Below are 12794 nucleotides of genomic sequence, written 5' to 3' on the forward strand. Positions count from 1 at the left end.
ATCGTCAACCACCCCGCCTTCGCCCCCACCGACCACACCCCCTTCACCATCCACACCCGCTGGATCGAAACCGAATTCCACAACACCATCACCCCTTACGACATCGCCCCCGAGGGCGCCCCTGAGGCGGCCGAGCGCGAGCGGGTCACGGTGGAGGTGGGCGGCAAGCGGATCGAGGTGGTGCTCCCGGCCGGTCTCGGCGCGGGCGCCTCGGCACCGCGCGCCCCCGGCCGGCGTCCGGCGCGGCGCGGCGGCGCCAAGGCCGCCGCGGTGGGCGGCGACACACTGGTCAGCCCGATGCAGGGCACGATCGTGAAGGTCGTGGCCGAGGACGGCCAGGAGGTGCGGGCGGGCGACACCATCGTGGTGCTGGAGGCGATGAAGATGGAGCAGCCGCTGACCGCGCACAAGGCCGGCACCGTCACCGGCCTGAGCGCCCAGCCCGGCCAGTCGGTGGGCAACGGCGCCGCCATCTGCGACATCAAGGACTAGCCGGGCGGTGAGCTCAGGCCCGTGCCCGGAGCGTCGCGGCGAACGCGGATCAATAGGATGCCGGTCATGTGGCGGATCGCAGCCGTCCTCGGGACGCTCACGGCCGGCCTGGTCGCACCGCCGGCCGCGGCCGCCGAGGTGGAGCGCGCCTGGGTGGACCAGCTGGCCGAGGAGCTGGCCGCCGACCCCGTCCACGTCAGCGACCACCTGCTCGGCCACATCCCGGCGGCCGGGGAGCGGCGGATCGCTGCGGCCGTCGCCGGGCTCGACTTCCCGGTCTACGTGGCGGTGGTGCCGACAGCGAGTTCGCGCCCGGCGGGGACGGACGGCCTGGACGGCGAGGAGCTGGCCGCGGCGCTGCACGGGCGGATCGGCGCCGACGGGGTGTACGTCGTCACCGACGCCCGGGGCATCGGCCTGACCGCCCGCGCCTACGGCGCTCCGCCCGAGGCCGAGACCGCGGCGCTCGCCGCCTGGTACGGGGCCGAGGACGGCGAGAGCGCGGTCGAACTGCTGGAGGACTTCGCCGAGATCGCCGCCTCCGGGCAGGCCGAGCAGCGGCTGGAGCAGGCGCGGGAGGCGGCGGAGGCGCCCGAGCCGTGGACGGAGCGGGCGGGGCTGGACCGACCGGAGAACCAGGCCTTCCTGGCCGGAACCGCGATCGGCGCCGCCGCCACGGTCGCCCTGGTCCTCGCGGCCCGGATCGCGTACCGGGCCAGGTCGCGGCGCGCCGCGGAGCGGCACTCATGACGCCCCGCGCACGGGCGCGCTGGGCCGCGCTCGGTGCCGCCCTGGCCGTCGCGCCGCTGTGCGCCGCCGCGCTGCCGGCCCACGAGGACCCCGCCCCGGCCGACATCGTCGCTGAGACGGCGAGGGTCGAGCGGGTGGCCGCGGGGCTGGCGGACTCGCCGCTGTTCGTGGACCCCGTCGCCGCCCACCTCCTCACCGAGGAGGAGCGGGACGAGCTGAGCGGGCGGCTGGCGGAGCTGCCGGTGCCGGTCGCCGTGGTGGTGATGCCGAGCCTGCTGGAGGACGAGACCGGGGGCGACCCCCACGACTTCCTGTTCGCGCTGCGCGCCCAGCGCGGCACCGACGGCCTGTACCTGCTGGTGGACCCGGACGGCTCCGCCTCCATCAGCCACCTGGCCTACGAGGTGCCGCTGGACCTGTCCATCCCGGCCGGGTACGACGACGGGCGCCGGCTCGCGCCGCAGCTCGCCGAGGTGATCGACGGGATCGCGGCCGCGCCCGCCGCCGAGCCGCAGTCCCCCCGCTGGTTCCCCGACGAGCCCGGCACCGAAACCGGTTCCGAGACCTCCGACGACTTCTGGGGCGGCCTCGCCGTCGTCGGTCCGCTGCTGGGCGGGACCGGCTACGGGCTGGCGCTGCTCGGCCGGGCCGGGCTGCGCCGGGCGGCGTACCGCCGCGGCCCGCTGCGCGCGGCCCGGACCGGACCGGCCGTCAGCGCCGGATACCGTGTCCCGGCCCACCTGGCCGGCGGCGCCCTGCAACCGGTCGTGCCGACGGCCAGGGCGCTGCGGCGGCTGGCCGAGAGCGAGGTGGCCCGGCTGGTCGACGCGCTGCGGTCGGCCGGCGCCGACCCGGGCGCGGACCGGGCCCGCGCCGACTACGACGCCGCGGCGCTGCTGCTGGAGACGCCGCCGGACCGCACCCCGCCGAGCAATGTCGTCGGCGCCGTCGTGCTGGCCCGCGACGGCCAGTACGCGCTGCTGCGCCAGGGGCAGGGGATGCCGCCGGGCAGCTGCGCCGTCAACCCGCTGCACCTGTTCCCCGAGTCCGACGCCAGGCCGGTGCGGCTGCGACGGGGCAGAGAGCGCGAGACCGTCTGCGCCGCCTGCGCCCAGGCCGGCCCGGCCGGCCGGAACCGGCGCGGGCTGGCGCTGCCGCCGGCCCCAAGCGGCCTGGACGCGGAGGCGAACGCGGCCGCGCACCGGTTCTGGACGGAGCAGCGCTTCGGGCGGCGGCTGTCCGGACTGGCCGATCTGACCCTCCGACACCTGGGCGTGGAGTGACGATGAGGAGCAGCCTGCCGGTCCGCGCGGCCGTCCTGGCACTGGGCGCGGCCGCGGCCGTCGCCTCCGCACCGGCGGCCGCCGCCGACGAGGCGTCCGACCGCAGCGACGAGATCGCCGAGGCGCTGGCGGAGTCGCCGGTCTACGTGGACCCGGTGTGGGACTCCGTGCTGACCGAGGAGCAGCGCGACGACCTGGCCGAGCGGATCGACGACGCCGGCCTGACCCTGTACGTCGTCCTGGTCCCGCTGGTGAACGGCGACCCCTGGCAGGGCGAGCCCGAGGCGCTGATGGCCGCGCTGGACGCCCGCCTGGGCGACAGCGCCTCCTACCTCACCGCCGACGCCTACGGCGGCCTGTACGGGCGCACCACGCCGCAGGAGAACGGCGACGTGTTCTGGGCCGCCGCCTCGGTCTTCCACAATGACGAACTGGCCGACGCGCCGGTGTACGACCAGCTCCAGCACGTGATCACCCTGGTCGAGGAGGGCCGCGGCGAGCAGGAGTACGACGAGCTGACCGCCGACCTGGGCGGCCCGTCGGCCTCCGAGGGCGGCTCCGGCGGCGGCCAGGGCGAGGCGGACCAGGGCGGCGCGGGCACCGCCCTGGTGGCCGCCGCAGCGGCGGCGGCGCTGCTCGCCGCGGCCGGCTCCCTGGTGCTGCTGGTCCGGCGGCGCCGCCGGCCGCCCGCGCTGCCCAGCGCGGCCTTCGCGACCGCCGCGGAGGGCTACACCGAGCGGCTGGCCGAGCGGGCCAGGCGCGAACTGGTCGAGGTCGGCGAGGAGTTGGTCGAGCCGGACGAGCCCGCCGCCGACGACTCCGCCGGCCACGCCGAGCTGCGCCGGGCGCTGGACGCCTACCACGCGGCCGGGAAGGTGGTGGACGCCGCCCGCACCCCGGCCGACTGGGCCGGCGCCCTGGTGCTGATCCGCACCGCCCGGGAGGAGCACGAACGCGCCGACGCGATCGCGGCCGGCCGCGAACCCGGCCGCTTCCCGGCGCCGTGCTTCTTCCACCCGCTGCACGAGGGCCGCACCAAGGAGCTGGACTGGCGCCCGATCGGCCAGCGGCGCAGCCTGCGGGTGCCGGCCTGCCCGGAGTGCGCCGCCGCGGTGCGCGGGCGCCGGCCGCCGAACGCGCTGGCCGACGAGGTCGACGGCGCCCAGGTGCCGTACTTCGAGGTGGACGCCGAGCGCAGCCTGTGGGCGGCCACCGGATACGGCGCGCTCCGCGACGACCTGGTGCAGCGGGTCCTGGGCGGCGGCTTCCGCCGCGCCGCCGAGCGCTCGCGCGACTGAGCGCGCACACGCGCGCCACTTCGGACGGGATGATCTCGGCAGAACGGGAATACAACGGGTGCGCACGTCGTTGCCGACAGATTGGTAACAAACCTACTGGTTGAGTAGGTAAAAGAACTCTCACGGGATAGCTTCGACGTCGTGACACGAACACCGCGAACACTCCTTCTGGTGGAACGCCGCTACCTGGACCTGCGCAGGCAGGCCAGCGCGGTCTGTACGGGCTGACCCCGCCCGTCCCTCCGGCCGCGCCGGCCGGACCGTCCCGATCACCCGTCTGTGTTCCTGGTTCCTGGAGGCACCGTGTCCGTCACCGCCACCGAAGTGTCGCAGCCCCCGAAGAGACGCTTCCGTATCTCCTTCGGCTGGCAGATCCTCATCGCGATCGCGCTGGCCATCCCGCTCGGCCTGATCGGCCGGGCCATGGGGCCCACCGAGGAGGGGCCGAACTGGCTCGTCTTCACCCTGCAGACCATCGGCGACACCTTCGTCACCCTGCTGCAGGTGGCCGTCCCGCCGCTGGTCTTCCTGGCGATCGTCACCAGCATCGCCAACCTGCGCAAGGTCACCAACGCCGCCCGGCTGGCCTGGCAGACCCTGCTGTGGTTCTGCATCACGGCGCTGATCTCCGTGGGCCTGGCGCTGGGCCTCGGTCTGCTCACCAACCCCGGCCTGCACACCTCGGTCACCGAGGAGCAGGCGGCGGCGCCGTCCAGCAGCGGCTCGTGGCTGGACTTCCTGAACAACCTGGTGCCGGCCAACGTGCTGGGCCTGTCGGCCGACTCCTCGCTCGAAGTGGCCCCCGACGGCACGAACACCGTCAGCACCGGCCTGGAGTTCAACGTGCTCCAGATCGTGATCCTGGCGATCGTGGTCGGCATCGCCGCGCTCAAGGTCGGCGCCAAGGCCGAGCCCTTCCTCGCCTTCACCGAGTCGGCGCTGGAGATCGTGCAGAAGATCCTGTGGTGGGTCATCCTGCTGATCCCCGTCGGCACCCTCGGCCTGCTCGGCTACCGGGTCGCCGACTACGGCTGGGACGCCATCAGCGCGCTCGGCGTGTTCACGCTGACCCTGTACGTGGGCCTGGCGCTGGTGCTGTTCGGGCTCTACCCGGCGCTGCTGCGGCTGCACGGCCTGTCGCCGCTGCGCTACTTCGCCAAGGCGTGGCCCGCGATCCAGGTGGCCTTCGTCTCGCAGTCGTCGGTGGGCACCCTGCCGATCACCCAGCGGGTCACCGAGCGGGGCCTGGGCGTGCCGCGCGAGTACGCCTCGTTCGCGGTGCCCTTCGGCGCCACCACCAAGATGGACGGCTGCGCCGCGGTCTTCCCCGCCCTGTCGGCCATCTTCATCGCGCAGTTCTACGGCATCCAGCTGGGCATCACCGACTACCTGCTGATCGTGTTCGTCTCGGTGATCGGTTCGGCGGCCACCGCCGGCATCACCGGCGCGACGGTGATGCTGACCCTGACCCTGTCCACCCTGGGCCTGCCGCTCGAGGGCGTCGGCCTGCTGGCCGCCGTCGGCCCGATCCTGGACATGGGCCGCACCGCCGTGAACGTGGCCGGGCAGGCCCTGGTGCCGGTCATCGTGGCCAAGCGCGAGGGCATCCTGGACCTCGACCGCTACAACGCGGAGCGGGGCGCCGACACCCTCGACGACGAGCCGGCCGAGGGCACCGAGCCTGAGGGCGACCGGGTGCTCGCCACCGTGGGCGGCGGCTCCGGGGACGCGCCCGGCGGCCCCGCCGAGCCGGCGCCCGGCGACGCCACCGCCGAGCGCAAGGACTGACCCGCCCAAGCCGCGAGCGGCCCGCCACCCCGACCCACAGGGGCGGCGGGCCGCCGCCATCAACGGCATCCACCAAGGCCCCTACAGAACTCACCGCGCCAAAGGCGCAGAGCGGGGGTCCGCCGAAGGCGCCTGCAGGACTCGCCGCGCCGAAGGCGGCAGAGCGGGGGTCCACCGCAGGCGGCAGAGCGGGGGTCACCGCGCCGCAGGCGCGCCTGCAGGACTCGCCGCGCCGAATGGCGCCTCCCGCGCCGAAGGCGGCAGAGCGGGGGTCACCGCGCCGCAGGCGCGCCTGCAGGACTCGCCGCGCCGAATGGCGCCTCCCGCGCCGAAGGCGGTAGAGCGGGGGTCACCGCGCCGCAGGCGCGCCTGCAGGACTCGCCGCGCCGAATGGCGCCTCCCGCGCCGCAGGCGGCAGAGCGGGGGTCACCCGTTTTCACGGAACTAATTCGCCGGTGCCGTTCGTATTGCTCGGTGAGGGAGGCACACTGTCATCATGATGCGCCGCATGGTCATTCCGACGCTGCTGGCAGCAGCGTTCACGTTCGTCTTCGCGGGCGCGGCCCAGGCCGAGCAGGCCGACACCGCCACCGCGCCCAGCCCGAGCGAGGTCGCGAGTGCGCTGCGCAGCGACCCCCTGTTCGTCGACCCGGCCGTGGAGGGGCTCTCCGGCTCCCAGGCCGACGCGATCCGCAGCGCGGCCCAGAACGCCGGGTCGCCGCTGTACTACGTGATCCTGCCCGAGGGGTCGCTGACCACCCGGGCCGAGACCATCACCTTCCTCGACGACGTCCGGGCCGACGTCGGCGAGGGCACCTACGCCGCCCTCGTCGGCGGCTCCTTCGTCCCGGTGTCCGACACCATGTCGGACTCCCAGCTGGCCGACATGTCGGCCGCGGCGGGCGGCGAGGCCAACCAGACCGACGCGCTGGTGCGCTTCGCGGCCGAGATGAACGAGGCCGAGGAGGCGGGCGCCGCGGGCGGCGTCTTCGGCGCGGTGCTGGCCGGCATCCTGGTGCTCGGCCTGGTCGGCGGCGGCTTCTTCGTCTACAACTCGCGCAGGAAGCGCGAGCGGGCGGCGGCCGAGCAGCTGGCGCAGGTGAAGCAGATCGCGGCCGAGGACGTCACCCGGCTCGGCGAGGACATCGCCGGCCTGGACATCAACCTCACCGACCCGGCGCTCGACGACGCCACCCGCGACGACTACACCCACGCGATGGACTCCTACGACCGCTCCAAGTCCGCCCTGGACTCCATGCGGCAGCCCGAGGACGTCCGCAATGTCACCAACGCGCTGGAGGACGGCCGCTACTACATGGTGGCCACCCGCGCCCGGCTGAACGGCGACCCGGTGCCGGAGCGCAACAAGCCGTGCTTCTTCAACCCGCAGCACGGCCCCTCCGACCGCAAGGTCATGTGGGCGCCCCCCGGCGGCTCGCCGCGCGAGGTGCCGGCCTGCGCCGCCGACGCGCTCGCGGTCGAGCAGGGCGGCGACCCTGACGCCCGGCTGGTCGAGGTGGACGGCCGCCGCGTCCCCTACTACGACGCGGGCCCGCAGTACGCGCCCTACGCCAGCGGCTACTACGGCATGGACATGATGAGCGGCATGTTCATGGGCATGATGCTCGGCTCCATGATGGGCGGCTTCGGCGGCATGGGCTATGCCGACCCCGGGGCCGTGGACGCCGGTGCCGGCGACGCCGGTGGCGACATGGGCGGCGGCGACTGGGGCGGTGGCGACTTCGGTGGCGGAGACTTCGGCGGAGGCGACTTCGGCGGCTTCGACTTCTGATGCGCCCCGGCCGGTCCCGACCGGCCGCTGACAGGGCCGGGCCCGGCGGACTCCCTCCGCCGGGCCCGGCTTTCGCCTGTCGGCCTCCGCCCCTCGCCCTCGGCGGACGGTCTCGGTAGCCTCCCGGTGCCGGCCCGGCGACGGCGCGGACCGGCTCCGGGCGCCTCCCCCCGCGCCCGCCGCCCCGTCAGAAGGGACGCCATGCCGCTCACCGACCTGCCGGCCGAAGCCCTGCGCGGCTACCGGGCCGAACACACCCCGCCCGCCGACTTCGACTCCTTCTGGTCCGCCACCCTCGCCGAGGCCGAGGAGCTGGGCCGCGCCCCCGTCTTCACCCCGGTCGAGACCCCGCTGCGCACGATCGACGCCTTCGACGCGGTCTTCTCCGGCTACGCCGGCGACCCGGTCCGCGCCTGGCTGCTGCTGCCCAGGGAGCGCGGCGGCCCGCTGCCGTGCGTGGTGGAGTACCCCGGCTACGGCGGCGGGCGGGGTGTGCCGCTGGACTCGCTCGTCTACGCCTCGGCCGGCTACGCGCACCTGGTGATGGACGTGCGCGGCCAGGGGGGCGGCTGGCGCACCGGGCACACCCCCGACCCGTCGGCGAGCGGCGAGACCCACCACCCCGGCTTCATGACGCAGGGCGTGCTGGACCCCGAGCGCTACTACTACCGGCGGCTGATGACCGACGCGGTGCGCGCGGTGTCGGCGGCCGCCGCCCACCCCGGGGTGGACGCCGACCGGATCGCGGTGATGGGGGCCAGCCAGGGCGGCGGGCTGGCGCTGGCAGTCGGCGGCCTGCGCGGCGACCTCGCCGCCGTCATCACCGACGTGCCCTTCCTGACCCACTTCCGGCGCGGCGCGGAGCTCGCCGCCGAGGGCCCCTACCTGGAGATCTCGCGCTACTGCCGGGTGCACCGCGACCAGGTCGACCGGGTCTTCAGCACGCTGCGCTACTTCGACACGCTGAGCTTCGCGCCGCGCGCCGCCGCCCCGGCGGAGTTCAGCGCCGCCGCGATGGACGCCGTCTGCCCGCCCTCCACCGTGTACGCCGCCTACCACGCCTACGCCGGCCCCAAGGACATCCGGCTGTGGGAGTTCAACGGCCACGAGGGCGGCGAGACCCACCAGCACCTGCGCCGCCTCGCCTTCCTCCAGCGGGTCCTCGGCGGCTAGCGGCCGCGGCGGCCGGTCCGGTACCGGCCGCCGCGCCCGTGTCCCGCGCATCGGGCCCGCGGACCGCCGGCCGCTCCATAAAATGACGGCGATGGACGAATTGCGCGGGGATCAGGCCGTATGGCGCTTCGACGGGGAGTCGATCGCCATCCACTACCACACGGGCGCCTTCAAGGACCCGCTGCTGAAGAAGCTGGGCCGCTGCGAGGTGCCGGTCGCGGCGGTCGCCTCGGCCGACTTCCTGGTCGGCGGCGGCCGCGGCAAGGGCTGGAGCCTCACCCTGCGGCTGCGGGAGCGCACCGACCCCTTCGCCGCCGCCGGCGCGATGCTGGCCAAGCGCTCGCAGCCCTTCCGGCTGACCGGTCCGGCCAAGACCGAGCTGCTGGCGGAGTACCACGCCGACCAGATCGGCTTCGCCGCGGGCCAGGCGGCCGACATCGGCCCGGGTGCCCCGCCCGCGGTGGCCACCCGGCTGGTGCCGCCGCTGCCGCTGCACATCCAGACCTCCGAGGGCGCCGCCGCCTTCGACGGCACCGCCGTCCGGCTGGTCTGGTCGGGCTCCGACGCCTCGGCGCGCAAGCGCAAGCGGCAGCGCGCCGAGTTCCCGCTGGCCGATATCGCGAACGTCGAGTGGGTGCCCTCCGACGGCTGGGAGTACGGCTACCTGCGCGTGGTGGCGCGCGGCGAGGCGGCCGAGGCGCCGACCAAGCCCAAGCACGACTTCTCCTGCCTGCTCTGCGACGAGGGCGAGGAGGGCGCGGCCGCGCTGCTGATGGCGGCCACCGTCACCGCGCACCTGTGGGCGGCCGAGGCGGAGCCGCGCCCGGAGATCGAGGCCGCCGCCCCGGCCGAGCCGGCCGCGATCACCGCCGCCCCCGCCGGCCAGGACAACGAGTGGGTCTACCAGCAGATCGAGCGGCTGGGCCGGCTGCACGCCCAGGGCATCCTCACCGACGAGGAGTTCAGCGCCAAGAAGGCCGAGCTGCTGGCCCGAATCTGAGCCCGGCGGCCCGGCTCAGTCGGGCGAGACGGTCATCAGGCTGCGCGCCGCCTCGGTGACGCTGCCCGACAGCGAGGGGTACACCGCGAAGGTGTGCGCGAGGTCGTCGACGGTGAGGTGGTTGCTGACCGCCACCGACAGGGCCAGGATCAGCTCGCTGGCGCGCGGCCCGACGATGACGCCGCCGATCACGATGCCGGTCTGCCGGCGGCAGAAGAGCTTCACGAAGCCGTCCTGCACCTCGTTCATCTTGGCGCGCGGATTGGTGGCCAGTGACAGGGTGACGGTGCGGGCCTCGACCCGGTGCTCGTCGATGTCACGCTGGGAGACGCCCACGGCGGCGATCTCGGGATTGGTGAAGGTGGTGGCGGCGACGCTGGACAGCTTCAGCGGCGCGACCGCCTCGCCGAGGGCGTGCCACATGGCGATGCGGCCCTGCATGCCCGCCACCGAGGCCAGCATGTTCACGCCGGTGCAGTCGCCCGCGGCGTACACCCCGGGCACGGAGGTGCGCGAGACCCGGTCGACCTGCACGAAGCCGCCCGCGTCGGTCTTCACCCCGACCTCCTCCAGGCCGAGCCCGGCGGTGTTGGGGATCATGCCGACGGTCATCAGGCAGTGGCTGCCCTCGACGGTGCGGCCGTCCTGCAGCTGCACGACCACGCCGTCACCGAGCCGCTTGACCGAGGTGGCGCGGGCGTTGGGCAGCACCTTCATGCCGCGGCGGCGGAAGACCTCCTCGACCACGGCGGCGGCGTCCTGGTCCTGGGTGGGCAGCATCCGCTCCCGGGAGGAGACCAGGGTGACGCGGGAGCCCAGCGAGAGGTAGGCGCTGGCCAGCTCGGCGCCGGTGACGCCGGAGCCGACCACGATGAGGTCCTCGGGCAGCTCCTTGAGGTCGTACAGCTGCCGCCAGGTGAGGATGCGCTCGCCGTCGGGCTCGGCGCCGCGCAGCACCCGGGGGTGCGCGCCGGTGCTGATCAGCACGACGTCGGCGCTGATGCGCTCGTCGCCGACGGCGACGGTGTGCGGGTCGACCAGCCGCCCCTCGCCCTCGATGACCGCGATGCCCTCCATCCGCATCCGCCGCGCGGTGTCGGCGGACTGCGCCTTGGCCAGCCGCTTCACCCGGGCGTTGACGGTGGGCAGGTCGACGGCGGCGGAGCCCGCCTCGCCGTCGGGTCCGCCGTCGAAGCGGATGCCGAGGCGTGGCGCCTCGGTGAGGTAGTTCATCCGCACCGAGGTGGCGATGAGGGTCTTGGACGGCACGCAGTCGGTGAGCACGCAGGCCCCGCCCAGGCCGTCGCGGTCGACGATGATGGTTTCCGCGCCCAGCTGGGCGGCGACCAGGGCGGGCTCGTAGCCGCCGGGCCCGCCTCCGATGATCACGACCTTGGTCACGCCGCTTCCCTCCCCGATGGCACGCGCCGGCCGCGTCGTGTGGGCGCGGCGCCGCGGCCGCCCGGGGTTCCGGCGGACCGTGCCATCTCGTCGTAGCTGTCGTGCTCTGCATCCGCGCCGCCGGCCGTGCGCGTGGTACCGGCGGTGTCGGCTCTGCCGGCCGCGCCGGCCGTCGTCCCTCCCATTCTCGTGCATGCCCGCCGACCCGCGGACCACGCACGCGCGTGCGCGCCGCCGGTGTTATCCGCGTTCTTCCGCGCTCCGCGGGCCCTACGCGTCTAGGGTGGTGAGCCGTGCCGTTGTACGCCGCATACGGAAGCAACCTGGACCCGGAGCTGATGGCCGCGCGGGCGCCGCACTCACCGCTGTTCACCACCGGGTGGCTGGACGGCTGGCGGCTCACCTTCGGCGGCGAGAACATCAGCTGGGAGGGCCCGCTGGTCACCGTGGTCGAGGACCCCGCCTCGCGGGTCTTCGTTGCGCTGTACGACGTCGCGAGCTGGGACGAGGCACAGATCGACGCCTGGGAGGGCACCGACCTGGGCGTGTACGACAAGATCCGGCTGCGGGTGCGCCACGACGAGGGCGAGGTCGCCGCCTGGGTGTACGTGCTCAACGGCTACGAGGGCGGGCTGCCGCACGCCCACTACCTGGGGCTGATCGCCGACGCCGCCGAGAAGGCGGGGGCGCCGGCCGAGTACGTCTACGAGCTGCGCGCCCGCCCCTGCCGCTCACTGGGCGAGTAGCGCCGTGTTTACCTGCCTCGCTCCGCTCGGCTGTTCGGCGCGCTGTTAGCTCATGCCTTCCGTCCTCGTCGGTCCAGGCACGAGCGCGCGCCTCACGGGTCTCCGGGGCGCCGCACCAACTCCATGGGCCTCGCGGTCGGTCGGGAGCGGGCGCGCTCTTGGCTCGTGTTCGGGGTCCGGGGTGTCCCCGGGGAGCACTGGCCTCCTCGTCGGTCGGCGCGCTCGGCGGTTCGCCCCGGATTGGCCGCCGGTATGCTGCCGGACCGTGGACAACGACGCTTCGCGGGCCGCGGCCGAGGCCGCCGACGAACTCCGCTCGCAGACCGGTGTGGACCGCTACGACTTCGCCGCCGTGATGGGCTCCGGCTGGGGCGCGATGGCCGAGGCGCTGGGCGTGCCCGACCAGGAGATCGAGACGGCGCGGCTGCCGGGCTTCCGGGCGCCGACCGCGCTCGGGCACGGCGGGCGGGTGCTCAGCCTCACCGTCGGCGCCAAGAAGGCGCTGGTCTTCCTGGGCCGCACCCACCTGTACGAGGGCCACGGCGAGGCCGCCGTCGCCCACGGTGTGCGCACCGCGGTCTCGGCGGGCGCGGAGACGGTCGTGCTGACCAACGCGGCCGGGGCGCTCCGCCCCGACCTCCAGGTGGGCCAGCCGGTGCTGATCAGCGACCACATCAACCTGACCGGCAAGTCGCCGCTGGTCGGCGCGAACTTCGTCGACCTCACCGACGCCTACAGCGCCGAACTGCGGGCGCTGGCCACCGAGGTGGAGCCCACGCTGGCCCAGGGCGTCTACGCGGCGCTGCCCGGTCCGCACTTCGAGACGCCGGCCGAGATTCGGATGCTGCGCACCCTCGGCGCCGACCTGGTCGGCATGTCCACCGCCCTGGAGGCGATCGCGGCCCGCGAGTACGGGGCACGGGTGCTGGCGATCTCGCTGGTCACCAATGTCGCGGCCGGCCTGTCCGGGCAGCCGCTGAACCACCAGGAGGTGCTGGAGGCCGGGCGCGCCTCGGCCACCCGGGTGGGCGACCTGCTGGCCCGGGTCGCGGCCCGGCTGTAGCGGCGGCC

General features: G+C 74.7%; 11 protein-coding genes. 10 read left to right on the forward strand and 1 reads right to left on the reverse strand.

The annotated features are described in order from the left end of the window. The 8 genes from CLV72_RS30190 to CLV72_RS30225 form a co-directional block, all read left to right on the forward strand. Window positions 1-492 (forward strand): acyl-CoA carboxylase biotin carboxyl carrier protein subunit (locus CLV72_RS30190; protein ID WP_146159640.1); only part of this gene is annotated, 492 nt, incomplete at its 5' end. Between the two features lie 66 nt (window positions 493-558). Continuing rightward, complete coding sequence (locus CLV72_RS30195; RefSeq protein WP_146159641.1) at window positions 559-1242, forward strand: hypothetical protein; 684 nt, start codon at window positions 559-561, stop codon at window positions 1240-1242. Beyond that, complete coding sequence (locus CLV72_RS30200; RefSeq protein WP_106253495.1) at window positions 1239-2525, forward strand: hypothetical protein; 1287 nt, start codon at window positions 1239-1241, stop codon at window positions 2523-2525. Before CLV72_RS30195 ends, CLV72_RS30200 begins: the two co-directional genes overlap by 4 nt. A gap of 2 nt (window positions 2526-2527) precedes the next feature. Continuing rightward, window positions 2528-3823, forward strand: a complete 1296-nt coding sequence (locus CLV72_RS30205) for a hypothetical protein (protein WP_106253498.1) — start codon at window positions 2528-2530, stop codon at window positions 3821-3823. Between the two features lie 303 nt (window positions 3824-4126). Continuing rightward, on the forward strand, window positions 4127-5611 hold the full coding sequence (locus CLV72_RS30210; RefSeq protein WP_106253500.1) for a dicarboxylate/amino acid:cation symporter: 1485 nt from the start codon (window positions 4127-4129) through the stop codon (window positions 5609-5611). A gap of 508 nt (window positions 5612-6119) precedes the next feature. Then, entirely contained in the window at window positions 6120-7403 is a 1284-nt protein-coding gene (locus CLV72_RS30215; RefSeq protein ID WP_245930529.1) for a chemotaxis protein CheA, read from the forward strand. 201 nt (window positions 7404-7604) lie between these two features. Beyond that, entirely contained in the window at window positions 7605-8576 is a 972-nt protein-coding gene (locus tag CLV72_RS30220) for an acetylxylan esterase (protein WP_106253505.1), read from the forward strand. A gap of 91 nt (window positions 8577-8667) precedes the next feature. Continuing rightward, window positions 8668-9576 (forward strand): DUF4429 domain-containing protein, encoded by a 909-nt coding sequence (locus tag CLV72_RS30225; RefSeq protein ID WP_106253508.1) that lies wholly within the window; start codon window positions 8668-8670, stop codon window positions 9574-9576. A gap of 15 nt (window positions 9577-9591) precedes the next feature. Here CLV72_RS30225 and CLV72_RS30230 read toward each other — a convergent pair whose 3' ends face one another. Beyond that, the gene (locus tag CLV72_RS30230) at window positions 9592-10977 is read right to left on the reverse strand and encodes an NAD(P)H-quinone dehydrogenase (RefSeq protein ID WP_106253510.1); all 1386 of its coding nucleotides are present in this window, start codon (window positions 10975-10977) and stop codon (window positions 9592-9594) included. Window positions 10978-11270: 293 nt separating this feature from the next. On the opposite strand from CLV72_RS30230, the gene CLV72_RS30235 reads away from it, so the two are divergent. Together CLV72_RS30235 and CLV72_RS30240 are read left to right on the forward strand one after the other, a co-directional pair. Next, window positions 11271-11723 (forward strand): gamma-glutamylcyclotransferase, encoded by a 453-nt coding sequence (locus tag CLV72_RS30235; protein WP_106253512.1) that lies wholly within the window; start codon window positions 11271-11273, stop codon window positions 11721-11723. A 265-nt stretch (window positions 11724-11988) separates the two neighbouring features. Continuing rightward, a complete protein-coding gene (locus CLV72_RS30240) occupies window positions 11989-12786 on the forward strand; it encodes a purine-nucleoside phosphorylase (protein ID WP_245930530.1) in 798 nt (265 codons plus the stop codon). Window positions 12787-12794 lie beyond the last annotated feature (8 nt).

Source organism: Allonocardiopsis opalescens, from assembly GCF_003002095.1.
Lineage (GTDB): Bacteria > Actinomycetota > Actinomycetes > Streptosporangiales > Streptosporangiaceae > Allonocardiopsis > Allonocardiopsis opalescens.